The organism is Pseudomonas morbosilactucae, from assembly GCF_023241665.1.
Classification (GTDB): Bacteria; Pseudomonadota; Gammaproteobacteria; order Pseudomonadales; family Pseudomonadaceae; genus Aquipseudomonas; species Aquipseudomonas morbosilactucae.
This window is the reverse complement of the sequence record NZ_JALQCX010000051.1, coordinates 111,293-133,313: the sequence shown is the minus strand read 5'-3', so window position 1 is coordinate 133,313 and position 22,021 is coordinate 111,293. Positions and strand designations below refer to the sequence as shown.

Annotated in this window: 19 protein-coding genes and 1 pseudogene; all 20 read left to right on the top strand. The window is 59.8% G+C overall.

Annotated elements, in window-relative coordinates:
- The first annotated feature begins 6 nt into the window (after window positions 1-6).
- The 20 genes and pseudogenes from M1B35_RS24885 (at window position 7) to fliG (ending at window position 22,017) form a co-directional block, all read left to right on the top strand.
- On the top strand, window positions 7-864 hold the full coding sequence (locus M1B35_RS24885; RefSeq protein ID WP_268263410.1) for an NAD-dependent epimerase/dehydratase family protein: 858 nt from the start codon (window positions 7-9) through the stop codon (window positions 862-864).
- Complete coding sequence (locus M1B35_RS24880) at window positions 854-1,924, top strand: class I SAM-dependent methyltransferase (RefSeq protein ID WP_123330070.1); 1,071 nt, start codon at window positions 854-856, stop codon at window positions 1,922-1,924. Before M1B35_RS24885 ends, M1B35_RS24880 begins: the two co-directional genes overlap by 11 nt.
- A gap of 19 nt (window positions 1,925-1,943) precedes the next feature.
- On the top strand, window positions 1,944-2,678 hold the full coding sequence (locus tag M1B35_RS24875; protein WP_268263379.1) for a cephalosporin hydroxylase family protein: 735 nt from the start codon (window positions 1,944-1,946) through the stop codon (window positions 2,676-2,678).
- A 51-nt stretch (window positions 2,679-2,729) separates the two neighbouring features.
- The gene (locus M1B35_RS24870) at window positions 2,730-5,660 is read left to right on the top strand and encodes a TIGR00180 family glycosyltransferase (RefSeq protein ID WP_268263378.1); all 2,931 of its coding nucleotides are present in this window, start codon (window positions 2,730-2,732) and stop codon (window positions 5,658-5,660) included.
- 97 nt (window positions 5,661-5,757) lie between these two features.
- Complete coding sequence (gene pseC, locus M1B35_RS24865) at window positions 5,758-6,936, top strand: UDP-4-amino-4,6-dideoxy-N-acetyl-beta-L-altrosamine transaminase (protein ID WP_268263377.1); 1,179 nt, start codon at window positions 5,758-5,760, stop codon at window positions 6,934-6,936.
- Complete coding sequence (pseF, locus tag M1B35_RS24860) at window positions 6,936-7,643, top strand: pseudaminic acid cytidylyltransferase (RefSeq protein ID WP_268263376.1); 708 nt, start codon at window positions 6,936-6,938, stop codon at window positions 7,641-7,643. The genes pseC and pseF overlap by 1 nt, the downstream gene beginning before the upstream one ends.
- 277 nt (window positions 7,644-7,920) lie before the next feature.
- Window positions 7,921-8,847, top strand: coding sequence for a ketoacyl-ACP synthase III (locus tag M1B35_RS24855; protein WP_123330079.1), 927 nt, complete (start codon window positions 7,921-7,923; stop codon window positions 8,845-8,847).
- A gap of 85 nt (window positions 8,848-8,932) precedes the next feature.
- Window positions 8,933-10,222, top strand: a complete 1,290-nt coding sequence (locus M1B35_RS24850) for a motility associated factor glycosyltransferase family protein (RefSeq protein ID WP_268263375.1) — start codon at window positions 8,933-8,935, stop codon at window positions 10,220-10,222.
- A complete protein-coding gene (locus M1B35_RS24845) occupies window positions 10,219-10,485 on the top strand; it encodes a hypothetical protein (protein ID WP_268263374.1) in 267 nt (88 codons plus the stop codon). Before M1B35_RS24850 ends, M1B35_RS24845 begins: the two co-directional genes overlap by 4 nt.
- 240 nt (window positions 10,486-10,725) lie before the next feature.
- Window positions 10,726-11,577: a flagellin domain-containing protein gene (locus M1B35_RS24840; protein WP_268263373.1), complete on the top strand. Its 852-nt coding sequence runs from the start codon at window positions 10,726-10,728 to the stop codon at window positions 11,575-11,577.
- Window positions 11,578-11,650: 73 nt separating this feature from the next.
- Window positions 11,651-12,019 carry a flagellar protein FlaG gene (locus M1B35_RS24835; RefSeq protein ID WP_268263372.1) on the top strand — a complete coding sequence of 123 codons (369 nt, stop codon included), beginning with the start codon at window positions 11,651-11,653 and terminating at the stop codon, window positions 12,017-12,019.
- Window positions 12,020-12,102: 83 nt separating this feature from the next.
- Complete coding sequence (gene fliD, locus M1B35_RS24830) at window positions 12,103-13,530, top strand: flagellar filament capping protein FliD (RefSeq protein ID WP_268263371.1); 1,428 nt, start codon at window positions 12,103-12,105, stop codon at window positions 13,528-13,530.
- A 130-nt stretch (window positions 13,531-13,660) separates the two neighbouring features.
- Window positions 13,661-14,056, top strand: coding sequence for a flagellar export chaperone FliS (fliS, locus tag M1B35_RS24825; protein ID WP_123330091.1), 396 nt, complete (start codon window positions 13,661-13,663; stop codon window positions 14,054-14,056).
- A 10-nt stretch (window positions 14,057-14,066) separates the two neighbouring features.
- Window positions 14,067-14,363: a flagellar protein FliT gene (fliT, locus tag M1B35_RS24820; protein ID WP_123330093.1), complete on the top strand. Its 297-nt coding sequence runs from the start codon at window positions 14,067-14,069 to the stop codon at window positions 14,361-14,363.
- Between the two features lie 171 nt (window positions 14,364-14,534).
- Window positions 14,535-16,010, top strand: coding sequence for a sigma-54 dependent transcriptional regulator (locus M1B35_RS24815; protein ID WP_123330095.1), 1,476 nt, complete (start codon window positions 14,535-14,537; stop codon window positions 16,008-16,010).
- A 128-nt stretch (window positions 16,011-16,138) separates the two neighbouring features.
- Window positions 16,139-17,336: pseudogene (locus tag M1B35_RS24810) on the top strand (sensor histidine kinase); the annotation flags it as partial.
- Between the two features lies 1 nt (window position 17,337).
- A complete protein-coding gene (fleR, locus tag M1B35_RS24805) occupies window positions 17,338-18,747 on the top strand; it encodes a sigma-54-dependent response regulator transcription factor FleR (protein WP_268263409.1) in 1,410 nt (469 codons plus the stop codon).
- A gap of 128 nt (window positions 18,748-18,875) precedes the next feature.
- Window positions 18,876-19,202 carry a flagellar hook-basal body complex protein FliE gene (gene fliE / locus M1B35_RS24800; protein WP_123330099.1) on the top strand — a complete coding sequence of 109 codons (327 nt, stop codon included), beginning with the start codon at window positions 18,876-18,878 and terminating at the stop codon, window positions 19,200-19,202.
- A gap of 15 nt (window positions 19,203-19,217) precedes the next feature.
- Window positions 19,218-21,005 (top strand): flagellar basal-body MS-ring/collar protein FliF, encoded by a 1,788-nt coding sequence (fliF, locus tag M1B35_RS24795; RefSeq protein ID WP_123330101.1) that lies wholly within the window; start codon window positions 19,218-19,220, stop codon window positions 21,003-21,005.
- Window positions 20,998-22,017: a flagellar motor switch protein FliG gene (gene fliG, locus M1B35_RS24790; RefSeq protein ID WP_123330103.1), complete on the top strand. Its 1,020-nt coding sequence runs from the start codon at window positions 20,998-21,000 to the stop codon at window positions 22,015-22,017. Before fliF ends, fliG begins: the two co-directional genes overlap by 8 nt.
- The last annotated feature ends 4 nt before the right edge of the window (window positions 22,018-22,021 follow it).

Here is a 22,021-nt window from a genome sequence, read left to right as displayed (position 1 = left end):
CCGGCCATCAAGGTGCTGGTCACCGGTGCCACCGGTTTTGTCGGCCAGCACTTGGTGAGTGCCTTGCTGGAGCGGGGTTTTGCGGTGCGCGCCGTGGCCCGGCGACGTGAGCCGGCCGAGTGCTTGCCTTGGTTCTCGGCGGTGGAGTTTGTCGAAGCCGATGTGCACGCCGCCGACCTCGATGTGGCTGCCTTGGCCGCCGGGGTTGACGCCCTGGCTCATCTGGCCTGGCCCGGCTTGCCGAACTATCAGGCCTTGAGTCATTTCGAGCACACCTTGCCGGCGGACTACCGCTTTATCAAACAGGTGGTGCAAAGCGGCGTACAGCAGGTGCTGGTCACCGGTACCTGTTTTGAATACGGCCTGCAAAACGGTGCCTTGAGTGAAGACACTGCGCCGCAGCCCGTCACGCCCTACGGGCTGGCCAAAAATACCCTGCGCCTGTTCCTTGAAGCCTTGCAGCGCGAGCAGCCGTTTACCCTGCAGTGGGCGCGCCTGTTCTACCTGCACGGTGCGGGACAGAACCCCAAGAGCCTGTTGGCCAGCCTGGATCGGGCGATCGATGCCGGTGATGCAGTGTTCGACATGTCGGCCGGTGATCAATTGCGTGACTACCTGGCCATTGAAGAAGCGGCCCAGTGGCTGGCCCGTTTGCTGGCCCGGCGCGACGTGGCCGGAGTGATCAACTGTTGCAGTGGTCAGCCGGTTTCCCTGCGGGACCTGGTGGAACAGCGGGTCCGGCAACGTCACTCGAATATTGCCCTGAACCTCGGGCACTACCCTTACGCGGCCCACGAACCCTTGGCGTTTTGGGGTGTGAACCAGCGGTTGCAGCGCCTGGCAGGAGACGCCCATGAGGCATGAGTTGTATCGCGCTACCGGTTTGCCGGTGTTGCAGAATCGCACCTTCGCCACGGCCGAGCAGGCTCGGGCTTCAGGCAGCGCCGATATCGTGTTGGTGCAGGACGACGACAGCGGCTTGATCTTCAATCAGGCCTTTGACGCCGACAAGCTCAGCTACGACAGCGACTATCAGAACGAACAGGCCCATTCCGGCCAGTTCCAGCGGCACTTGCAGGATGTCGAAGGTGTGATCGCCCGGCATTTCAAGGACCGCAAGCTGATCGAGGTGGGCTGCGGCAAGGGCTATTTCCTCGAGATGCTGCGCGATCGCGGCTACTCGATCACCGGCATCGACCCCTCCTATGAGGGCGACAACCCGGAGGTAATCAAGGCGCCGTTCACCCGTGAACTGGGGTTGGCCGCCGATGCCATCGTGTTGCGCCATGTGCTGGAACACATCAGCGACCCGGTGGGTTTCCTCGAAGAGATCGCTGCGGCCAACCAAGGCGGGCAGATCTATATCGAGGTGCCGTGCTTCGACTGGATCGTCGAACACAACGCCTGGTTCGATGTGTTCTACGAACACGTGAATTATTTCCGCCTCGGCGATCTGCGGCGTCTGTTCGGCACCGTGCATGAAGCCGGGCACTTGTTCGGCGGGCAGTATCTATACCTGGTGGCCGACCTGTCGACCTTGCGCCGCGACTGCGAAGAGCCGGTGCAGCGTCTGGAGTTGGCGGAGCACTTCACTGCCAGCCTGCGGCACGCGGTGTCGCTGATTCAGGGCAGCGCCGGCCAGGGCGTGGGCATCTGGGGGGCATCGTCCAAGGGCGTCATTTACTCGCTGTTCCTGCAGCGGGCCGGGGTAACGGTGGACCATGTGGTGGACATCAACCCGTCCAAGCAGGGGCGTTACCTGCCGTTGAGCGGTGCGCGCGTGTCTTCCCCGCAGGAAGCCCTGGACAGCCTGCCGGCGGGTGCCCACCTGCTGGTGATGAATTCGAATTACCTGGAAGAAATCCAGCGCATGACCGATGGGCGCTACGTCTATCACGCCGTCGACAGTGCCGCATTCCAATGACTTTTCAGTGAGACCGGACATGACTCAAACACACGCACAAGCATTCGAAGCCGAGAGCCAGGCGGAAATCCGCGCTCAGGGCGAGAATGAAAACCTCAAGGGCCTGGCCCGGGACTTCTTCAACGAGTCGGCCAAGCACAAGTACAGCTATCACTTCTCCTGGATGGGCCGGCCGATCATTCAACTGCCCCAGGACATGATGGCGATGCAAGAGATCATCTGGCAGGTCAAGCCAGACCTGGTGATCGAGTGCGGTATCGCCCACGGCGGTTCAATCATCTACTACGCCTCGCTGCTGGAGTTGCAGGGCCACGGTGAAGTCCTTGGCATCGACCGCGACATCCGCCCGCACAACCGCGAGGCGATCGAAAGCCATCCGATGTTCAAGCGCATCAGCATGATCGAAGGCTCCAGCGTTGACCTGGCGGTGGTCGAGCAGGTTCGCGCATTGGCCGCGGGCAAGAAGGTGATTCTGGTGCTCGACTCCAACCACACTCACGAGCATGTACTCGAAGAATTGCGCCTGTACGCGCCGCTGGTGTCGGTGGACAGCTACTGCGTGGTGATGGACACCGTGGTCGAGGACATGCCGGCGGACTTCTTCCCCGATCGTCCGTGGGGCCCGGGTGACAACCCCAAGACCGCGGTCTGGGCCTACCTGGAAGAAAATCGCGATTTTGAAATCGACCAGCAGATGCAGAACAAGTTGCTGATCACTGTGGCGCCAGACGGTTATCTGCGCCGGGTTCGCTAATTACCATCGCTTTCAGAATGCCGGCGGTCAGCTGGTTGTGGGGACAGGAATATGCAGGTTCAGAACATGGTTCAAGACGTCGCACCACTTAGTGAGCGCTTTACTCTGGTAGTGATTACCCACAATCGTAAAGCCTATTTGCGCCGCACCATGGAGTACTACAAGGGGTTTGCGGGCAAGGTCCTGGTGCTGGATTCGTCTTCGGAAGGTGATGAGCGCCTGGCGGTGGATTATCCCGCAGCGGATTACCGTCACTTGCCGCAGTTCGCTTACTCGGGTCTGCAAGACAAGCTGAATTACGGAGTGGCCCAGGTGACCACGCCGTACATGGCGTTTGCCGCCGATGACGACTTCCTGTTGTTCGACGCTCTGAACGAGTCTGTGGAATTCCTCCAGGCCAACCCCGACTACGGCCTGTGCCATGGCTACGGGATCATGTATTCGGCGCACGCTAACGAAGTCCAGTATTTCCGCCGTGACCGCCGTGTCTGTGAAGACTACTGCTCGGAGCAGGCCGGTGAACGGGTCATGGAGTTCATGAGCCAGTTTCTGCCGCCGTTCTATGGGGTGACCCGCACCGAACTGCTGCAGCAGTGGTTTAGCCAGTTACCTGCCGGGGTCAGCTTCGAGTGGCAGGAAATCGGCCATGCAATCTACCTGCTGGCCTGCGCCAAGGCGCGGATTCTGCCGATCCCCTACGCTGTGCGCGAAGTCAACTCAGGCGGCTCCCAACACAACACTAATGTGCTGACGGTATTGCTTTACAACGATGCCAAGAGTGTTGCCCAGCGTGAACAATTCGCCGAGCTTCTGGCATCGCTGCCCACCCGGCTTGAGGGTTCCGCGGCAGAGCGCAAGCAATTGCTGCTCGACAGTTTCCAGGCCATGGGCGATTGCCTGCAAAGCGGGCGCTCCCTTGAGGGGGTGCGGATCTTCCGCTCCAATTGGCTGGAATCGACCATGGCGCCAGTGCGCAGCTTCGGCGAGCGTCAATTTGTCGAGATGCCGTTCTATAACCAGAAAGTGTTCGATCTGTTGACCCAGTTCGAATTCCTGATCCACAGCATGCCGACCAGCCGGCCGCAGCTTAAGCAACTGGAGGGCATCCTGCTCAAACAGGAAGAACTGCTGCGGGTCCAGCCCAACGATACCGAGGCGACGATACGCAACCGTCTTTGGGTCGCTTTGGATAGCAACGTCTTCAACCTACAGGTGGTCAAGCGCCTGCTGCAGTCCCTGGCGGGCAGTGATGAGCCGCAACTGGTGGCGCAACTGCAGGCCTGGGTCGAGCGCCTGGAGGCCGTGCCGACCACGCACAGCCGCACCCTGCTGGACGGTATGCCGTCGGGGCGCCTGCTGAACTGGCTGGACGCACGTAAGCCGGACACCCTGCAACTCAAGGCGATTGCCGCGCACTTGGCCAAGCACAAGGGTGGACCGCAGTTCTGCATCCTGTTGCTCGACCTTGAGGGCAACATGGCCAAGTTGCAGGCGACCTTCGACAGCTTGGTGGCCAGTCATTGCAAGGCCTTCAAGGTGGTGGTGCTGACTGCGGGTGATCTGCCGGCGTCCACGCGACCGCAAGACACGGTGCACTTCGTCAAAGTCACTGCCAGCAACTATGTAGAGCGCCTCAACCAGCTCGCCGGCCAGTCCACTGCGGGCTGGTTGCTGCTGGTACGGGCAGGGGATCTGTTTACCCAAAGCGGCCTGTTACGTGCCAGCCTGGAACTGCTCGACGCTTCGGGCTGCCGTGCGGTGGCGATGGACGAGGTCCAGCGCCAGGCCGACGGCACCCTGAGGGATGTGTTCCGCCCCGGGGTCAACCTCGACCTGCTGCAGAGCGTTCCGGACCTGATGGCTGGACACTGGTTGGTGCGTCGTGAGATCTGGGCCGATGTCGGTGGCTACTCGGTCGACTTCGCGCCGGGCCTGGAATTCGACCTAGTGCTGTGCCTGATCGAGCAGGGTGGCCTGGCGGGCCTGGCCCACTTGGCCGAGCCACTGTTGATCAGTGAGGTCCAGGAGCCTCTCGAGGCCGGCCTGGTCAAGCGTATGCTCACCCGTCACTTGGGGATCCGTGGCTACCGTGCGCAGATTGGCACTGAGCAGTCGGGTGTCTACCAGGTCGATTACCGCCATGCCGAGCGGCCGCTGGTTTCCATCCTGTTGCAGGCCGAAGATAACTTCGCCGAGCTGCAAGCTTGCCTGGTCAGCGTGCTGCAGCGTACCCGCTACTCGCGGTATGAAGTGTTGATTGCCGATAACCACAACCAGAGCTCGGAACTGACGACCTGGCTGGGTAGCCTGGAGCAGCAGGGCAACCGCGTAAGAGTGTTGCGGACTGAGCAGCGCCTGAGCCCAGCCGAGCTGTCCAATGCCCTGAGCCAGGAAGCACGGGGAGAGTACTTGGTACTGCTGTCGGCGGACGCTCAAGTGGGCAATGCTAACTGGATCGACAGCCTGGTCAATCAGGCTCAGCGTCCGGAAGTGGGGATTGTCGGCGCGCATCTGGTGGATGAGCAGGGCGTTACCACTCAGGCCGGCCTGATCCTGGGGCTCAATGGTGGCGTGGGCGCGGCATTTGTCGGCGCTCCGAAGAGCGAAGCCGGTTATCTGAATCGCCTGTGGGCCGAGCAGAACTACAGTGCTGTATCGGGCGCCTGCCTGATGGTCCGCAAAGAGTTGTACCAAGCCCTGGGCGGCTTGGATCAAGAGCATTTCGCCGAGGCGTTCGCCGATGTCGACCTGTGCCTGAAGGCCGCTGATGCTGGCTACCTGACGGTGTGGACGCCGCGGGCGCAGATGGTTCATTTGGGCATCCTGCCGGATCACCCACAGGCCGCTGCGGCCCTGGTGGACAAGTGGTCGGCGCGGTTTGCCCAGGATGTGGCCTATAACCAGAACCTGGCCTTGACGGGCAAGGCTTTCACCCTCAGTGCCGCCTCCGGTGTGGACTGGGCGCAGTTGCTCGTCAGTTGATCACCGCCAGAAGGGGTTGAACCATGCATAACGATACTTCCGTGCTCCATGGCCTGGGCCTAGCGCCGGGCCCGGCCGCCTGCCTTGAGCAGCCGCTATGACGCCTTACCGGATTCCTTATGGGCGCCAGAGTATCGATCAGGCCGATATCGATGCGGTGATGGAGGTGCTCAAGTCGCCCTGGTTGACCCAGGGGCCGATGATCGAGCGTTTCGAGGGCGCCCTGGCGGAGTATTGCCAGGCCGGTTTCGCGGTGGCGGTGTGCAATGCCACCGCCGCGCTGCACATTGCTTGCCTTGCGGCGGGGTTGGGGCCGGGCGATGCTCTGTGGACCAGTCCCAATACCTTTGTCGCCTCGGCCAACTGTGGGCGTTACTGCGGTGCCGAGGTCGATTTTGTCGACATCGATCCACAGACGCTGAACATGGACGCCCGGTTGCTGGCGCAGAAGCTGGAGCTCGCCGAAGCCAGCGGTACCTTGCCCAAGGTGGTGGTGGCGGTGGCGTTCGCTGGCCAGAGCTGTGACATGCAGGCGATCGCGCGGTTGTCCGAGCGCTATGGTTTTGTCCTGATCGAGGATGCGGCCCATGCGGTGGGCGCTTCTTACCAGGGGCGGCCGGTGGGTTGCGGGGCGCATGCGGCGATGACTATTTTCAGTTTCCACCCGGTGAAAATCATCACCAGTGCCGAGGGCGGCATGGTCCTGACCAACCGCCCCGAATTTGCCGAGCGTCTGCGGCGGCTGCGCAGCCACGGCATTACCTCTGATCCGGCACAGATGGATGTTCCGGCCGAGGGCTTGTGGTACTACCAGCAGTTGGAGTTGGGCTTCAACTACCGGATGACCGATGTGCATGCGGCGTTGGGGCTTTCGCAAATGACCCGGCTCGATGAGTTTGTCGCTCAGCGTCGTCGGCTGGCCGGCCGCTATGAGTCCCTGTTGGCGGGGTTGCCGTTGACCTTGCCGAGTGCCCAGCCGGGGGCTGAGTCGGCCTGGCATTTGTATGTGGTGCGTTTGCAGTTGGACAGGATCGGCCTGAGCCAGCGCGAGGTCTTCGAGCAACTGCGCGCGGCAGGCCTGGGGGTGAACCTGCATTACATCCCCGTGCACCTGCAGCCGTATTACCGTGAACAGGGCTTTGCGGAGGGTGACTTCCCTGAGGCTGAAGCGTATTTCCACCAAGCCATCAGCCTGCCGCTGTACCCGGAACTGACCGATGAACAGCAGGACGAAAGCGCCGCCCATGTGCGGCGTGTTCTCAGCGGACGGGCCTGATGAGTCGCATCGCCATTATTCCGGCCCGTGGTGGCAGCAAGCGTATCCCGCGCAAGAACCTCAAGCCGTTCGATGGCGAGCCGATGATTGCCCGCTCGATTCGTACTGCCTTGAATTCGGGGTTGTTCGACAAGGTATTGGTCAGTACCGACGACGTGGAGATTGCCGAGTTGGCCGCGCGCAGCGGGGCTTGGGTGCCGTTTATGCGGCCACTAGCCCTGGCCGATGATTTTACCGGCACTGGGGCCGTCATTGCCCACGCCTTGGAGACCCTGCATGAGCAGGGCCAAGACTTTGACTACAGCTGTTGCATCTACGCCACGGCGCCGTTGCTGCAGGCGCGCTATCTGCGCCAAGGCTTGGAAGCGCTGCAGCAGCACCCGGACAAGTCCTTTGCCTTTTCCGTCTGCGGCTTCGGGTTTCCGGTGCAACGGGCTTTGTGCCTGGACGGGGAGGGCGCCTTGACGCCGCTGTACCCTGAGTTTCGCGACACCCGCTCCCAGGATTTGCCCGAGGCCTATCAGGATGCCGGGCAGTTTTATTGGGGCCGCACCCAGGCCTGGCTGGCCGGAGAAGTCATGTTTTCCTCGCGGAGCCTGCCGGTGATCCTGCCCCGGCACCTGGTGCAGGACATCGATACCGAGGAGGACTGGCTGCGTGCCGAGTACCTTTATGCGGCACTGAAGGCTGGCGGCGAGGTGCAATGATTCCAGGTTCGATCGATGGTCGGGGCCCGGAATTGCGTGTCTGTCGAAGGGGGCTTTGTCGGTGGATTCGGCAAAATAGCGTGACCTGCGAGTCATAACGCGCATCTTCACTGTATTGTATTGGCCGGGGAGATGGCGCCAGGCCGGTGTTTGGTCCTGTGATAGCCCTTTGTTCTTCCGGTGCCCTCTTGGCGAGGGCAACAAAAACCTGTTTATCGGCAGCCCTCGATCGTTTATCGATGGAGGGTATTGGGCTGTTTATTATTGGGAAGCCGTAATGATTGGCATAAAGAGCATTGCGAGCTACGTGCCTGTAGCCGGCGTGGACAATTACGCACAAGGTGCAAAATTCGCCAAGGATGAAGAATTCATCCTGGGCAAGATCGGTTCCGCTTTCCTGCCGCGCAAAGATGACGGCCAGGAAACCTCGGACCTGTGTGTCGAAGCGGTCAATGCGTTGTTCGCCAGCAATCCTGAACTCAAGCGCGAAGCCATCGACGTATTGATCGTCGTTACCCAGAATGGTGACGAAGAAGGTTTGCCGCACACCGCCGCTATCGTCCAGGACAAATTGGGCCTGCCGACCACGGTCGCGGCGTTCGATATTTCCCTGGGTTGCTCCGGTTATGTCTACGGCATTTACGCAATCAAGGGCTTTATGGAAGCGGCAGGCCTGAAGAACGGCTTGTTGGTCACTGCTGATCCGTATTCGAAGATTGTCGACCCCGAAGACCGCAATACCACCATGCTCTTCGGCGATGCAGCGACCGCCACCTGGATGGGCGAAGATGCCGCCTGGCAGTTGGGCAAGGCCAAATTCGGTACCGACGGTTCCGGTGCTCCCCATTTGAAAGTCAGCGACGGCGTGTTCTTTATGAACGGTCGTCAGGTGTTCAATTTTGCCTTGCTGAAAGTACCGGCGCATTTGCACGAGCTGCTGAATGAGTCCGGTTTGAGTGCCGACGATATCGATGCGTTTTGCATTCACCAAGGCAGCGCGGCGATTGTCGACGCCGTGGCGCGACGCTTCGAGGGCGACCCGGAGAAATTCATCAAGGACATGGTCGAGACCGGTAATACCGTGTCGTCGAGCATTCCTTTGCTGCTGGAGAAACATGTCCTGGACTCGGACTGGAAGCGCGTGGCCCTGAGTGGGTTCGGCGTAGGCCTGTCATGGGGTTCGGCGATCCTCCATCGTCCATGAGTTGACGGTTCTTCAGGCTTCACACATAGCGCTCAGGGTGTAACCTTGAGCGCTATTTTTTTGCACGAATGATGAGCGAGGCGGCATGAGTGAGATCTTCGAGCGCAATGCCCTGGTGTTGCAGGCGCGATGGCCGGTATTGCTCGACCGGGTGCAGGCCGAGGACAGCGAGGTGTTGCAGGCCGAACTGATGGAGGGCCTAGGTTCGACCCTGAGCATCGCCGGCATTCAGCTCAGCAGTCGCCATGACCGTCTGCGGGAGGCGCGTTTACAGGCCGAGAGCCTGCCCGACAGCGCGCTACTGCATCTTTATGGCACCGGGCTCGGAGACCTGGCCAGGGTGCTGTTGGAGCGCCCGGGGCTGAAGCACCTCTGGGTGCATATTCTCAATGGCGCGGTGTTCAAACTGGTGCTGCAGTTGCTGGAGCAGCAGGATTGGCTGCAGGACCCACGTGTACAGCTGTGTTATGCCGGCGACTTGCCGGAGATCCAGCTTCCGTTCTTTGCGTTGCCGGCCGAACTGGTGCTGGCGGATGACTTCAATGCCAAGATCCGCGATCGCTTGGTGAGCGAGACTCACCTGGGGTTCAACAATCGGCAGTTTTCTGCCGATCATCCGGAGATTGCCCAGCGCCTGGCGGCCAGCCTGGAGTGGGTGCAGCGCGATCGGGATGTTGCCGAGCTGTTTGATAGTCAGCCTGGGCGCGAAGTCTTTGTCATCGCCACGGGCCCCAGCCTGGAGCACCACTTCGAGCGTCTTCGCGACATTCGCCAGCAGGCCCAGCGGCCGTTGTTGATCTGTGTGGATACGGCGTATCAGCCATTGTTGGCTCAGGGCATCAAGCCTGATCTGGTGGTGACCATCGATCGCTTGATCAACCTGCGCCATCTGCCACCCGATGACTCGGCGGACGTCGGCCTGGTGTACATGCCTCTGGCCAACCCCTTGGTGTTGCAGGGCTGGAAGGGGCCGCGTTACGTCGGTTATTCGGCCAGCCCGGTGTATCAGGCGCTGCGCCAGCAGGTGCCTCGGGCGCAGTTGCATACCGGGGGCAGTGTGATTCACCCGGCGGTGGACCTGGCGGTGCGCCTGGGTGCGCGTCGGGTGACACTGTTCGGTGCTGACTTTGCCTTCCCCATGAATAAAACCCACGCGGGCTGGAAGGATGGCCACCTTGGGCCCCAATTGGGCGTCGCCAAGCATTGGTTGCTCGATGGGCATGGGCGGCGGGTCAGGACCCAGCTCAATTTCCGCAGCTACCTGTGCGAGCTGGAGCGTTATATTGCCGGGCAGCCCGATGTGGCGTTCTTCAACACCAGTCGCGCCGGGGCAATGATCGCCGGCACCACCTTCCATGGGGAGTACATGCCGTGAATGAGGTCGAGTCGTTGTCCGTTGGCCTGCAGCAGGGGGCCGGTTTGTTTCGCCTGGGGCGGGATGTCGAAGCGTCGTTATTGATGGTTGAGCTCTGTGCGCGGGTACAGGCGTTGCTCGAGGAACGGATGGAGCTCGAACCAGAATGGACCCATTGGTTGACCCAGATATTGGGGCGCCAGGAGGCGCAAGACTGGTTGGGCGTGGCGGATTACATGGAATACGAGTTGGTGCAGTGGTTGCAGGCAGCGTTCGCGGCCTGATCGTTTGGGTGTTGATACCGGGATCGGTCTTTACCCCGGTGTTTTTCTGGCGTCATTTTCTTGGGTGTCTCGTGCCTAAGCCCTTGTTTTACGGGGGGTGGCAGTGTGATGGCAATTTTTTTTAAAAAAGCCCTCAAGCAACTTGCATTGCCGACGATAACTATTACGAAGGTTCTCTAGGCCATACCCGGCGGTTGCCAGGGCCGGAAGCCGCAGTACCCAACCAACGAGGAATTCGTCATGGCTTTAACAGTAAACACTAACGTCACATCGTTGAACGTTCAGAAAAACCTGAACAAGGCTTCCGATGCTCTGTCGACTTCGATGACTCGCCTGTCTTCCGGCCTGAAAATCAACAGCGCTAAAGACGACGCCGCCGGCCTGCAAATCGCTACCCGTATGACTTCGCAGATCCGTGGTCAGACCATGGCGATCAAAAACGCCAACGACGGTATCTCCATCGCCCAGACCGCTGAAGGCGCGATGCAAGAATCCACCAACATTCTGCAGCGTATGCGTGAACTGGCTGTTCAGTCGCGAAACGACTCCAACGGTACCGATGACCGTGTCGCTCTGAACAAAGAATTCGCGACCATGTCGGACGAGCTGACTCGTATCGCAGCGTCGACCAACCTGAACGGCAAAAACCTGATCGACGGTTCCGCTGGCACCATGACCTTCCAGGTCGGTTCCAACACCGGCGCAACCAACCAGATCACCATCACCCTGGACAGCGGCTTCGACGCCACCACCCTGGGTGTTGCATCGGGTACGATCTCCATCACCGGTAACGACAGCGCCACTGCAGAAACCAGCACCAGCGCTGCTCTGGTTGCAATCGACGCGGCTCTGAAAACCATCAACACCAGCCGTGCCGACCTCGGTGCTGCACAGAACCGTCTGACCAGCACCATCTCCAACCTGCAGAACATCAACGAAAACGCCAGTGCTGCACTGGGTCGCGTACAAGATACCGACTTCGCTGCTGAAACTGCACAGCTGACCAAGCAACAAACTCTGCAACAAGCTTCCACCGCAGTTCTGGCCCAGGCCAACCAACTGCCATCCGCTGTACTGAAGCTGCTTCAGTAATAGCTGGCTAAGCTTTGGCGGGTGAGTGCGCTGGTCGTGCTCTCCCGCTTTTTTACTTTTAGAGGTGATGGACATGGATATGAGCGTGAAGCTGAACTTGTCTTATCCGACGGCGCATGCTGCAGCCCCGGTTGCTGAAAAGCCGCTGGAGAAGCCTCAGGTCGTTGTGGCGGAGTTGTCGGCTACCAGTGACGAGAGTAAAAAAGACCCTCAAAGCGAGCAGGACCAACTGAAGATGGCTGTTCAGGAAATCGAAAAGTTCGTGCAGTCGGTCAAGCGTAACCTGGAGTTCTCGATCGATGAGCCTTCCGGAAAAGTGGTGGTCAAAGTGATTGCCAGTGATTCGGGTGAGGTGGTTCGGCAGATCCCCAATGAAGAAGTCCTGCGTTTGGCCAATAGTTTGAATGATGCGAGCAGTCTATTGTTCAGTGCTAAAGTCTGACGGCTGGCACGAATATTGTTGTTAAGTTCTTTTGAGCCTTGTAGCGGTCAAAAGACCGGCGGCACACGAAAAGGGAGATCAACATGGCAAGTCCAATTGTACCGAGTACTGGTCTGGGCTCCGGCCTGAACATCAGTGGCATCGTCGAAGCCCTGGTGAATGCTGACAAGGCTGCCAAGCAGGGTCAGATTACGCGCGCGACCGCGACCAATACTGCGAGCATTTCGGGTATTGCCAAGCTGCAGTCGTTGCTGGCGACTTTTCAAACCACCATCAAGACACTCGGCAGCACCACTACGCCGCAGTTCAATGGTTTTGCCGCCACAACCACCAATGACAAAGCGGTTACAGGCACTGCCACCAATACGGCAGTAGCGGGTACCTACGTGGTCAAGGTGACTAACCTGGCGACCTCCTCGAAAGTAGCCAGTGCTGCCTTCGCCGGCGGCACGACCAGTGCTATTCCGACTGGTGACCTGAAAATCAGTCAAAATGGCACTGATTACAATCTTTCAGTTAAAAGCGGCGCCACCCTGCAATCGGTGCGCGACTCGATCAACAGTGACTCTGCGCTGAAGGGCGCGGGTATTAGCGCCAACATCGTCACCGACTCCTTTGGCTCGCGTTTGGTGCTGGGATCTACTACCACTGGGGCGGGGTCCGATATCTCCGTTAGCGGCATCGCTGGGCTGGAAATCGACGGCACTGCCTTGATGGGTGACACCCCGACAGCCACCTCCTCGGGAGCCATCGGTTCCGTGGCGTTGGATGCGAAATATTCGGTAGATGGACTGGCGCTGACCAGCAGTAAAAACACCATTGATAAAGCGGTTTCGGGACTAACCCTGAATCTTGTGGCTGCTGATTCCGTTGGAACCACCATTACCGTGGCAGCCAATACCGACGGTTTGAAAGCCTCGATCCAGAAGTTCGTCGATGCCTATAACGCGGTGGCCAACGGCATTACGGCCCTGACCAAGGCCACTGTGAACGACGATGGCACCACCACGGCAGCGGCCATGACGGGCGACGCGTTGCCGCGGTCGATCCTGGCGGAAATTCGCAAGCCGTTGTCCGAGGTCGGTGCGGGTACCACTCTGACGGTACTGGCTCAGTTGGGGATTACCACCAACCAGAAGACCGGCGCTCTGGATTTCGATACCACCAAGTACGCCACGGCGATGAACGATAAGAAGCTTGGCAGTGAAGTCCAGGAGATGTTTACCGGCGACAACGGTCTGCTGGCGCGGATGGACAGCGCAACTAAGCAATTCACTCAGGGCGCTACCCCTACGCAAGAGAGTATCCTGACAGCGCGCTCCAAGGCCTTGTCGGTGACCAAGAACCGCCTGACCGCTGATCAGGAGGCGCTGGACCGCCGTATTGAAACCCTGACGTCTGTGTTGACCAAAAAGTACGCTGCGATGGATACATTGGTCGGGCAGCTTAAAGCCACTGCCAGCAACATTACGTCGATGTTTGAGGCGTTGACCGCGCAGCAAAAAGGCTAATATTCAGCCTGCGCCAAAAGCCCGGCAACGCTATTCCAGCGTTCCGGGCTTTTTGCTTTTGATCTAAAGTTTTTTGACGCGGTGTCGATACACTGCTTATACGAACCCTTGAGTTTTGATGAGGTACAACATGAATCCGATGCTAGCCCTTCGGCAGTACCAGAAAATTGGTGCCCAGGCGCAAACTTCCGTCGCCAGTCCGCATCGCCTGGTGCAGATGTTGATGGAAGGTGGCCTGGATCGTATCGCTCAGGCCAAGGGCGCGATCGAGCGCAAAGATGTCGCCAACAAAGGCGTATTTATCAGCAAGGCCATCGGCATCATCGGTGGCTTGCGTGAAGGTCTGGATCTGGAAAACTCGCTGGATAGCCTGGGTGATCTGGACAGCCTCTACACCTACATGATGAAGCGTCTGGCTGAGGCCAACATCAAGACCGACACAAAGATTCTTGATGAGGTCGCCGATCTGCTCCGCACGGTGAAAGATGGCTGGGATGCCATCGCCGAGCCGGGCTCGCAGTTTTAAGGAGGTTGCCATGAGTGCTGTCCTGCAGCGTATCGAACAAACCCGTGAAGCCTTGGTAGGTGCCTTGGCGGAGCGTAACTGGGAAGCCATCGGTGAATTAGACCTGGCCTGCCGTTCGTGCATGGAGGACGTGCTCAGCGAGGCTCAGGTCGATGAGACCGCCTTGCGCGAGAATCTTGAGGAGTTGTTGGGGGTATACCGGCAATTGCTTGAGGTGGCGACAGGGGAGCGCCAGGCAATAGTCGACGAGATGCAACAGATCCACCAAGCGCAAAATGCGGCAAAGGTTTACCATCTGTTCGGTTAATGTTGAGTTAATCCGACCTCGGCGCGCCATAAATTTGACTGTGCACGCTTTTTTGACTTAACTAGTGGCTGTTTTCAGATTTCAGGCGTCTACAAGGCAGAAGTGTCTAAAAGCGCGTCTAGCTTGCCCCTAAATCCAGGGCATTGAGTTGACTAGGGAAGTTGCTATTGCATGTGGCGTGAAACCAAAATTCTGCTGATCGATGACGATAGCGTCCGCCGCCGCGACCTGGCGGTGATTTTAAATTTTCTTGGTGAAGAAAATTTACCCTGCGGTAGCCATGACTGGCAGCAGGCTGTCGGCTCTTTGTCATCTAGTCGTGAAGTCATTTGCGTCCTCATCGGGACTGTCAGTGCTCCTGGTGCGCTTTTGGGCTTGCTAAAGACACTCTCTGCCTGGGATGAGTTCCTTCCAGTTTTGTTAATGGGTGAAAATTCTTCTGTCGAGTTGCCGGAAGACCAGCGCCGTCGTGTGCTGTCCACCCTGGAAATGCCCCCCAGCTACAGCAAATTGCTTGACTCCCTGCACCGTGCTCAGGTCTATCGTGAAATGTACGATCAGGCCCGTGAGCGCGGTCGTCACCGTGAACCCAATCTGTTCCGCAGCCTGGTAGGTACCAGTCGAGCGATCCAGCACGTGCGGCAGATGATGCAGCAAGTGGCGGATACCGATGCCAGTGTGCTGATCCTCGGCGAGTCGGGAACTGGCAAGGAAGTGGTCGCACGCAACCTGCACTATCACTCCAAGCGTCGTGAGGCGCCGTTCGTCCCGGTCAACTGCGGGGCGATTCCTGCCGAGTTGCTGGAAAGCGAACTCTTCGGTCACGAGAAAGGTGCGTTCACCGGCGCCATCACCAGCCGTGCCGGGCGTTTTGAGCTGGCCAATGGCGGCACCCTGTTCCTGGACGAGATTGGCGACATGCCGTTGCCGATGCAGGTTAAGTTGCTGCGGGTCCTGCAGGAGCGCACCTTCGAGCGCGTGGGTAGCAACAAGACCCAGGGCGTCGACGTGCGCATCATCGCCGCAACCCATAAGAACCTCGAGAGCATGATCGAGGTGGGCAGTTTCCGCGAAGACCTCTACTACCGCCTGAATGTATTCCCCATCGAAATGGCTCCGCTGCGTGAACGCGTGGAAGACATTCCGTTGTTGATGAACGAACTGATCTCGCGCATGGAGCACGAGAAGCGTGGTTCGATTCGCTTTAACTCTGCCGCCATCATGTCGCTCTGCCGTCACGGTTGGCCGGGCAACGTCCGTGAGTTGGCCAACCTGGTGGAGCGCATGGCGATCATGCACCCCTATGGTGTGATCGGCGTGGTCGAGCTGCCGAAGAAATTCCGCTACGTGGACGATGAGGACGAGCAACTGGTGGACAGCCTGCGCAGCGACCTGGAAGAGCGTGTTGCCATCAATGGCCACACTCCGGATTTCTCCGCCACCGCCATGTTGCCGCCTGAAGGCCTGGACCTGAAGGACTACCTCGGTGGCCTTGAGCAAGGCTTGATCCAGCAGGCCCTGGATGATGCCAATGGCATTGTGGCGCGCGCCGCTGAACGCCTGCGTATCCGTCGCACCACCCTGGTGGAGAAGATGCGCAAGTACGGCATGAGTCGGCGTGAGGGTGATGAACAGGCGGATGATTGACGCCTGTTTTTCAAGCCATTGAAAAACGGTCTGTTTTTTTTAGGCACGGGTATTGCTAAGTCTCTTGCAACGTTCCGTTTAACTGACGGTCAGCCACGCGAGAGAGCACGATGCCCCAAGCCGCCCAGATGTCTCCTGTCCCTGATGCCCAGGGTCAATCGTCGTCCGTAGAGCAGGCGAGCCGGCAGGGGCTTGAGCAGGCTTTTGCCTTGTTCAATCAGATGTCGAGCCAACTTACTGACTCCTACAGCATGCTTGAGGCGCGGGTGACCGAGCTCAAGGGTGAGCTGGCCGTCGTCAGCGCCCAGCGTATGCAGGAGTTGGCGGAAAAAGAGCGTCTGGCCAATCGTCTGCAAAATCTTCTCGACCTGTTGCCGGGTGGCGTGATCGTCATCGATGGCCAGGGCATTGTCCGTGAAGCCAACCCCGCTGCCTGCGAACTGCTGGGCCTGCCCCTTGAGGGGGAGTTGTGGCGGCATATCATCGCCCGCAGCTTTGCGCCGCGAGAGGACGATGGGCACGAAATTTCCCTCAAGGACGGTCGGCGTCTGTCCATTGCCACTCGTTCCCTGGATGCCGAGCCCGGGCAGTTGGTGCTGCTGAATGACCTGACAGAAACCCGCCATCTGCAAGATCAACTGGCGCGTCATGAGCGCTTGTCCTCTCTGGGGCGCATGGTCGCCTCCCTGGCTCACCAGATCCGCACGCCGCTATCCGCCGCCTTGCTCTATGCCAGCCACTTGACCGAGCAAGAGTTGCCGGTCGCCACCCAGCAGCGTTTCGCCGGGCGCTTGAAGGAGCGTTTGCACGAGTTGGAGCACCAGGTGCGCGACATGCTGGTGTTCGCCCGCGGGGAGTTGCCGTTGACCGATCGGGTCAGTCCGGGTGCCTTGATGCAGTCGCTGCAGGCAGCGGCCCTGACCCAGGTCCAGGACGTGTCGATTCGCTGGCAGTGCGACAGCCATATCGGCGAGTTGCTGTGCAATCGCGACACCCTGGTCGGGGCATTGCTCAATTTGCTGGAAAACGCCATTCAAGCCAGCGCCGGACAGGCGCGCCTGAAGGTGCATCTGTATGGCCGCGATAACCAGTTGCGCCTGTGCGTCAGTGACAGCGGCAGCGGTATCGATGCTGCCGTACTGGCTCGTCTGGGCGAGCCGTTCTACACCACCAAGGTCAACGGCACCGGGCTGGGCCTGACCGTGGTCAAGGCTGTGGCGCGTGCTCACCAGGGTGAGTTGTCCCTGCGTTCTCGCCCGGGGCGCGGCACCTGTGCGCTGGTCACGTTGCCGCTGTTCTGCGGCGCCCATGGAGGGGAATGAAGAACATGGCAATCAAGGTGTTACTGGTCGAAGACGATCGCGCATTGCGCGAGGCCCTGGCGGATACCCTGCTGCTGGCTGGTCACGACTATCGTGCTGTCGGTAGTGCGGAAGAGGCGCTGAGCGCTGTAGCGGAAGAAGCCTTCAGTCTGGTGGTCAGTGACGTCAATATGCCGGGCATGGACGGTCACCAGTTGCTCGGCTTGCTGCGTAGTCGCCAGCCCCAGTTGCCGGTGCTGCTGATGACGGCCCATGGTGCCGTCGAGCGAGCGGTGGAGGCTATGCGTCAAGGTGCTGCCGATTATCTGGTCAAGCCCTTCGAGCCTCGGGCCTTGCTGGATCTGGTGGCGCGCCATGCCCTGGGTACTCTAAGCGGTGCAGAATCCGAGGGGCCGGTGGCCTTCGAGCCGGCCAGCGCGCAGCTGCTGGAATTGGCTGCTCGGGTGGCGCGCAGTGACTCCACGGTGCTGATTTCCGGTGAGTCAGGGACCGGCAAGGAGGTGCTGGCGCGCTATATCCATCAGCATTCCCATCGCGCCAATCAACCGTTCATCGCCATCAACTGTGCGGCCATTCCCGACAACATGCTCGAAGCCACTTTGTTCGGTCATGAGAAGGGTTCCTTCACTGGAGCTATCGCGGCCCAGGCGGGCAAGTTCGAGCAAGCCGACGGCGGCACCCTGTTGCTGGATGAGATTTCCGAAATGCCCCTGGGCTTGCAGGCCAAGCTGCTGCGCGTGCTGCAAGAGCGGGAAGTGGAGCGGGTGGGGGCGCGCAAGCCGATCAGCCTGGACATCCGGGTGGTGGCCACCACCAACCGTGATCTGGCCGGTGAAGTGGCGGCCGGGCGTTTCCGTGAAGACCTTTACTACCGTTTGTCGGTGTTTCCCCTGGCCTGGCGCCCGTTGCGCGAGCGCACCGCCGATATCCTGCCGCTGGCCGAGCGCTTGTTGGCCAAGCACGTCAATAAAATGAAGCACGCGGCGGCTCGGCTCTCCGCCCAGGCTCAGGCTTGCCTGGAGGCTTACCCTTGGCCGGGTAATGTGCGTGAGTTGGATAACGCCATCCAGCGCGCATTGATCCTGCAGCAGGGCGGCTTGATCCAGCCGGAAGATTTCTGTCTGGCCGGCCCGGTGGCCTGCGCCCCGCTGCCGGCCCTGGCCGCAGCGCCGTCCAGCCATTTGCGCATCGTGCCCAAGGAAGTCGATGCCCCGGCGGCTGAGTCGGCGGGGGCGCTGGGTGATGATCTGCGTCGCCGCGAGTTCCAGATGATCATCGACACCCTGCGCTCCGAGCGTGGGCGTCGCAAGGAAGCTGCAGAGCGCCTGGGCATCAGCCCGCGCACCCTACGCTACAAACTGGCGCAGATGCGTGATGCCGGAATGGATGTCGAGGCTTACTTGTTTGCCACCTGAGTGTTGTGGAATCGGCTTCGCGAAGGGCTTTTGTCGGTGTAGCCATGGAGCTGGCACCCTTGTTGCTAACACCTCACTAACCGCTGCGTGAGTGTCAAAAAATTGCGGGTCGTCAGAGAGAGTAGACCATGAGCCAAGGTATTGAATTTAATCGGTTGATGTTGGACATGCGCACCATGCAAATGGATGCCATGGCTCAGCCGAAATCCGTCGCAGTGCCGGAAGTCAGCGGCAGCAGCTTCTCCGACTTGCTCGGGCAGGCCGTGAACAAGGTCAATGACACTCAGCAGGCTTCCAGTCAGCTGGCCAGTGCCTTTGAAATTGGCAAGAGCGGCGTTGATCTGACGGATGTGATGATTTCCTCGCAAAAGGCCAGTGTGTCTTTTCAAGCGTTGACCCAAGTGCGTAACAAGTTGGTTCAGGCCTACCAAGACATCATGCAGATGCCGGTTTAAGGACGAGATTGAGTCATGGCAGAAGCAGTCGCCGATAACGTACCGGCCAAGGCCACCCCGATAGACGGCAAACCGCCGCTGTTCGGCTTGTCCTTTCTGGAAAACCTTTCCGAGATGACCATGTTGCGTCAGATAGGCCTGTTGGTCGGTCTGGCTGCGAGCGTGGCGATTGGTTTTGCCGTGGTGCTGTGGTCTCAGCAGCCCGACTACCGTCCGTTGTATGGCAGCCTGGCGGGTATGGATGCCAAGCAAGTCATGGACACCCTGGCGTCTGCCGACATTCCCTATACCGTTGAGCCCAATTCCGGCGCCTTGCTGGTCAAGGCTGACGACCTGTCGCGGGCGCGCCTGAAACTTGCCGCCGCTGGCGTAGCGCCGGGTGATGGCAACATCGGTTTTGAAATCCTCGATAAAGAGCAAGGCCTGGGCACCAGCCAGTTCATGGAAGCGACCCGTTACCGTCGCGGCCTAGAAGGCGAGCTGGCGCGGACCATCTCCAGCCTGAACAACGTCAAGGGTGCCCGTGTGCACCTGGCGATTCCAAAAAGCTCGGTGTTTGTGCGTGATGAACGCAAGCCTAGCGCCTCGGTATTGGTTGAGCTGTATTCCGGTCGCTCCCTGGAGCCGGGCCAGGTACTGGCGATTATCAACCTGGTGGCGACCAGTGTTCCCGAGTTGAGCAAGTCACAGATCACTGTGGTCGACCAGAAGGGCAACCTGCTCTCCGATCAGGCGGAAAACTCCGAACTGACCATGGCCGGCAAGCAATTCGATTACAGCCGCCGCATGGAAAGCATGCTCACTCAGCGTGTGCACAACATCCTGCAACCGGTGCTGGGTAACGACCGCTACAAGGCCGAAGTGTCCGCTGACGTGGACTTCAGTGCCGTCGAATCGACTTCGGAGCAGTTCAACCCTGACCAGCCGGCCCTGCGCAGCGAGCAGTCGGTGAATGAGCAGCGCTCCAGCAGCAACGGCCCGCAAGGCGTCCCGGGTGCCCTGAGCAACCAGCCACCGTCGCCGGCCAGCGCGCCGCAAACCACCGGTGGCGCCACCGCCTCGGCGGGGATGGTGCAGCCCGGCCAGCCGCTGCTTGATGCCAACGGCCAACAGATCATGGACCCGGCCACCGGCCAGCCGATGTTGGCCCCGTACCCGGCCGACAAGCGTCAACAATCCACCAAGAACTTCGAACTTGACCGTTCCATCAGCCACACCAAGCAACAGCAGGGTCGCTTGAATCGCCTGTCTGTGGCGGTGGTTGTGGACGATCAAACCAAGGTCAATGCCGCCAACGGTGAAACCACCCGTGCCCCATGGAGCGCCGACGAATTGGCGCGCTTCACACGCTTGGTGCAGGACGCCGTCGGTTTCGACGCCAGTCGTGGCGACAGTGTCAGCGTGATCAACGTGCCGTTCTCGGCTGATCGCGGTGAAGTGATCGCCGAAACGCCGTTCTATCAGCAACCCTGGTTCTGGGACATCGTCAAGCAAGTGCTGGGCGTGCTGTTCATCCTGGTGCTGGTGTTCGGCGTGCTGCGTCCGGTGCTCAACAACATCACCGGTGGCGGCAGAAGCAAGGAATTGGCAGGCCTGGGCAGCGATGTCGAACTCGGTGGCATGGGCGGCCTGGACGGCGAACTGGCCAACGATCGCGTCAGCCTCGGTGGTCCGCAGAGCATTCTGCTGCCAAGCCCGAGCGAGGGTTATGACGCTCAGTTGAACGCAATCAAGAGTCTGGTGGCTGAAGACCCGGGTCGTGTGGCTCAGGTCGTGAAAGAGTGGATTAACGCAGATGAGTGATAACCGAGCCGCTACCGCCAAACTGACCCGGGTCGACAAAGCCGCGATTCTGCTGCTGTCCCTGGGGTCCACCGATGCCGCGCAAGTGCTGCGCCACATGGGGCCCAAAGAGGTCCAGCGTGTGGGTGTGGCCATGGCGCAGATGGGCAACGTGCACCGTGAGCAGGTCGAGCAGGTGATGAGCGAGTTCGTCGACATTGTCGGCGATCAGACCAGCCTTGGCGTCGGTTCCGATGACTACGTGCGTAAAATGCTCACCCAAGCCCTGGGCGAAGACAAGGCCAACGGCCTGATCGATCGCATCCTCCTGGGCGGTAACACCAGCGGTCTCGACAGCCTGAAATGGATGGAGCCGCGGGCCGTGGCCGACGTGATCCGCTACGAGCACCCACAGATCCAGGCGATCGTGGTGGCGTACCTCGACCCCGACCAGGCCGGTGAAGTGCTGGGTAACTTTGACCACAAGGCACGGCTGGACATCATCCTCCGGGTCTCGTCGTTGAACACCGTGCAGCCGGCGGCCCTGAAAGAGCTGAACCAGATTCTCGAGAAGCAGTTCTCCGGCAACTCCAATGCCTCGCGCACCACCTTGGGTGGTATCAAGCGTGCGGCAGACATCATGAACTTCCTCGACAGCTCCATCGAAGGCCAGCTCATGGACTCGATCCGCGAAGTCGACGAAGACCTGTCCGGTCAGATCGAAGACCTCATGTTCGTGTTCAACAACCTGTCCGATGTTGATGATCGGGGCATTCAGGCGTTGCTGCGCGAAGTCTCTTCCGATGTGCTGGTCCTGGCCCTCAAGGGTTCGGACGAAGGCGTCAAGGAAAAGATCTTCAAGAACATGTCCAAACGGGCGGCGGAACTGCTGCGCGACGACCTCGAGGCCAAAGGCCCGGTGCGCGTCAGCGATGTGGAAACCGCGCAGAAGGAAATCCTTACCATTGCCCGCCGTATGGCCGAAGCCGGAGAAATCGTTCTCGGCGGGAAGGGCGGCGAAGAAATGATCTAAGGTC

Bases quoted from the DNA above. Each gene is read 5' to 3' on its own strand.
- M1B35_RS24880 (WP_123330070.1), top strand. From the start codon at position 854: ATGAGGCATGAGTTGTATCGCGCTACCGGTTTGCCGGTGTTGCAGAAT.
- M1B35_RS24875 (WP_268263379.1), top strand. From the start codon at position 1,944: ATGACTCAAACACACGCACAAGCATTCGAAGCCGAGAGCCAGGCGGAA.
- M1B35_RS24870 (WP_268263378.1), top strand. From the start codon at position 2,730: ATGCAGGTTCAGAACATGGTTCAAGACGTCGCACCACTTAGTGAGCGC.
- pseC (WP_268263377.1), top strand. From the start codon at position 5,758: ATGACGCCTTACCGGATTCCTTATGGGCGCCAGAGTATCGATCAGGCC.
- pseF (WP_268263376.1), top strand. From the start codon at position 6,936: ATGAGTCGCATCGCCATTATTCCGGCCCGTGGTGGCAGCAAGCGTATC.
- M1B35_RS24855 (WP_123330079.1), top strand. From the start codon at position 7,921: ATGATTGGCATAAAGAGCATTGCGAGCTACGTGCCTGTAGCCGGCGTG.
- M1B35_RS24850 (WP_268263375.1), top strand. From the start codon at position 8,933: ATGAGTGAGATCTTCGAGCGCAATGCCCTGGTGTTGCAGGCGCGATGG.
- M1B35_RS24840 (WP_268263373.1), top strand. From the start codon at position 10,726: ATGGCTTTAACAGTAAACACTAACGTCACATCGTTGAACGTTCAGAAA.
- M1B35_RS24835 (WP_268263372.1), top strand. From the start codon at position 11,651: ATGGATATGAGCGTGAAGCTGAACTTGTCTTATCCGACGGCGCATGCT.
- fliD (WP_268263371.1), top strand. From the start codon at position 12,103: ATGGCAAGTCCAATTGTACCGAGTACTGGTCTGGGCTCCGGCCTGAAC.
- fliS (WP_123330091.1), top strand. From the start codon at position 13,661: ATGAATCCGATGCTAGCCCTTCGGCAGTACCAGAAAATTGGTGCCCAG.
- fliT (WP_123330093.1), top strand. From the start codon at position 14,067: ATGAGTGCTGTCCTGCAGCGTATCGAACAAACCCGTGAAGCCTTGGTA.
- M1B35_RS24815 (WP_123330095.1), top strand. From the start codon at position 14,535: ATGTGGCGTGAAACCAAAATTCTGCTGATCGATGACGATAGCGTCCGC.
- fleR (WP_268263409.1), top strand. From the start codon at position 17,338: ATGGCAATCAAGGTGTTACTGGTCGAAGACGATCGCGCATTGCGCGAG.
- fliE (WP_123330099.1), top strand. From the start codon at position 18,876: ATGAGCCAAGGTATTGAATTTAATCGGTTGATGTTGGACATGCGCACC.
- fliF (WP_123330101.1), top strand. From the start codon at position 19,218: ATGGCAGAAGCAGTCGCCGATAACGTACCGGCCAAGGCCACCCCGATA.
- fliG (WP_123330103.1), top strand. From the start codon at position 20,998: ATGAGTGATAACCGAGCCGCTACCGCCAAACTGACCCGGGTCGACAAA.